General features: G+C 70.4%; 2 protein-coding genes and 1 pseudogene. All 3 read left to right on the top strand.

The genetic code is table 11. The features are described 5' to 3' along the window. Positions 1-356, top strand: a pseudogene (locus AB0J09_RS63090) (hypothetical protein); the annotation flags it as partial. 242 nt (positions 357-598) lie between these two features. After that, positions 599-1,210 (top strand): hypothetical protein, encoded by a 612-nt coding sequence (locus AB0J09_RS63085; RefSeq protein WP_360713884.1) that lies wholly within the window; start codon positions 599-601, stop codon positions 1,208-1,210. Positions 1,211-1,268: 58 nt separating this feature from the next. Next, positions 1,269-2,117 (top strand): hypothetical protein (locus AB0J09_RS63080; protein ID WP_360713882.1); only part of this gene is annotated, 849 nt, incomplete at its 3' end.

Below are 2,117 nucleotides of genomic sequence, written 5' to 3'. Positions count from 1 at the left end.
CCCGGCCCGGCCGCGCCCCGACCCAGGTGCCGAAACTGGACACCAGCGAAGGTACCGCCGTGCTGCCGGAGGCGATCCGCGCGCTGGACGGCATTTTGGGGCTTGCCCAGAGCGACCACGCTCGCCTGCTGGTGATCGCCTCCGACGGCCGGTTGGACTCCACCGCCCAGACCGCCACCGCCGCCGGGCTGATCAGGCGCCTGGCCGAGCGGGGATGTCCCACCCTGCAGCTGTGCCTGGACGGCAAAACCCGTCTGCTGCCCGGCGCGGTCGAAGTGATCGCAGACGACGCGGCCGGTGCAGCTCACGTCATCGGACAGGCAGCGGTCACCGCGCTCAGCCGAGCTCGTCCCTGATCCCGGCCTCCGCGCGACCTGCGCCGCCTCCGACGACCAGCACCTGGTCGTTGCCGGCACAGCCGCGGGCGGGCTACCTCCCTCCACGCCGAAGGCCGCCCCGGACGTGTCCTGCCGCACCGCCACCGCGCAGGCAGGCACGTCCTCCGGTGGCCGCGTGAACGACCGCCACACCCTACGAAAGGGACACGACCACGCCCGCCTACGAGAACCTGACCCAGGTCGAAGCCCTGGCACAAGCGGTGGCCGTCGAACTGGGCGACGGCTTCCACGCTGAAAAATGGGACCACGGCCCCTTCCTCGGCCCGCACCTGGTGCTGATCAGCGGTGACCTGCGCATCGCAGTGCACCACAAAACCAACGGCGACCTCGCCAAGCGGCGCCTGCGTTTCAAGGGGCTCTCCCCCGGCCCCGACCTCGACCGGGCCATGTGCCTCAATGGCCCGGAGGTGTCGGCAAGCATGGACCGCCCGCCCGGCTCCATCGCCGGCCAGATCACCAGCAGGCTGCTGCCCCACTACCGGCTCCGCGCCGTCGCCGACCGTGCCCAATGGGATCGCCACGTGCAACGACACACCGCCCGCGAAACCGAAGCAGCCCGCCTCGCCGCCCAGCTGCCCCGAGGAAAGCACTTCCCCGACACCTACCTCAGCGCCTCCAGCTGCGCCCGTTGGAACTCCGAACGCGGGTACGGCGGCATCAGCGTCTTCGAGGCCGAGGGCGAGCTGACCTACAACATCCACCTCGTCGGCCTTCAGCTCAGCCCCGCGGAACTGGCCGCCTGCCTCGACCTGGTTCACACCCTCAACCGGCCGCCAGCGGCGCATCCAGCCACGATCCCTCCCGCCGGGTGAGGGCGAAGCCTGCCACCAGCACCACCGACTATCCCCTCTTCTGCTGGAGACCGCCTTCTTGATCGCTGAACAGTTTCCGCCGATTGACATCGAATGCCTGATCAAGACGGCCGTTGATCTGTGGCACGGTGCCGAGCTGTCCACCCGCCAGCGGGACGTGCTCGCCCGAGCCGACGCCGCCATGGAAGCAGACCACGCCGGGCAGAGGCCGACGTCCCCGGCAGCGAGTGCTGTGCTCGAGTCGCAGCCCGCCGACCGTGTGTGGATTCTGTGGCACAGCACTGGCGTGGTCGCCGACGCCGGCCTCAGCGCGCATCGCAGCGAGGACGCGGCTTTGGCCGAGCTCGCTCAGCACGCGCGAACCTCCTGGCCAGGCGGCGAGGACGGTGTGCCGGAACAACCGCCCGCCGACGATCGCCAGGCCGTCGACCTCTACTTCGGCCCGGAAGGAGAACGTGACGGCGACACCTACCTCCTGCGCGAGGTAGCGATCGGCCCCCGCCGGCCGACCCGTCTGCTGCCGCTGGGGCTTCGATTCCCTGACGCGGCCGGCTGCGCACAGGCCAACCGCGAGGCGATCTTCCACCCCATGACGGAAGACGACACTCTTCCAGCGCTCGAAACCGCCGGCGTCCTGGTGTTCGCCTACCTCGATGCCGCCGAGAAGGCCGTCCGCGTCTCCGTTCACCTCGACACCACCGACGAGCGGCTCATCCGGGCCGACGCAACCGTACCGCTGCGCGTCATGGTGGGCGACGCTGTCGTCTTCGACGACAGCGGGCACACCGGCCCCACCTGGAACCTGCTGGACGAGCTACTCCAAGCCGCCGACCACCGGCAATCCCTCGCCATCGAGGAGGCGGCGCTCGCCGCAGGCATCCTGTGGCGGTGCCCGACCTGCCGGTGG

This window comes from Nonomuraea sp. NPDC049784, from assembly GCF_040659615.1.
Classification (GTDB): Bacteria; Actinomycetota; Actinomycetes; order Streptosporangiales; family Streptosporangiaceae; genus Nonomuraea.
This window is presented reverse-complemented; position numbering and strand designations above follow the sequence as displayed.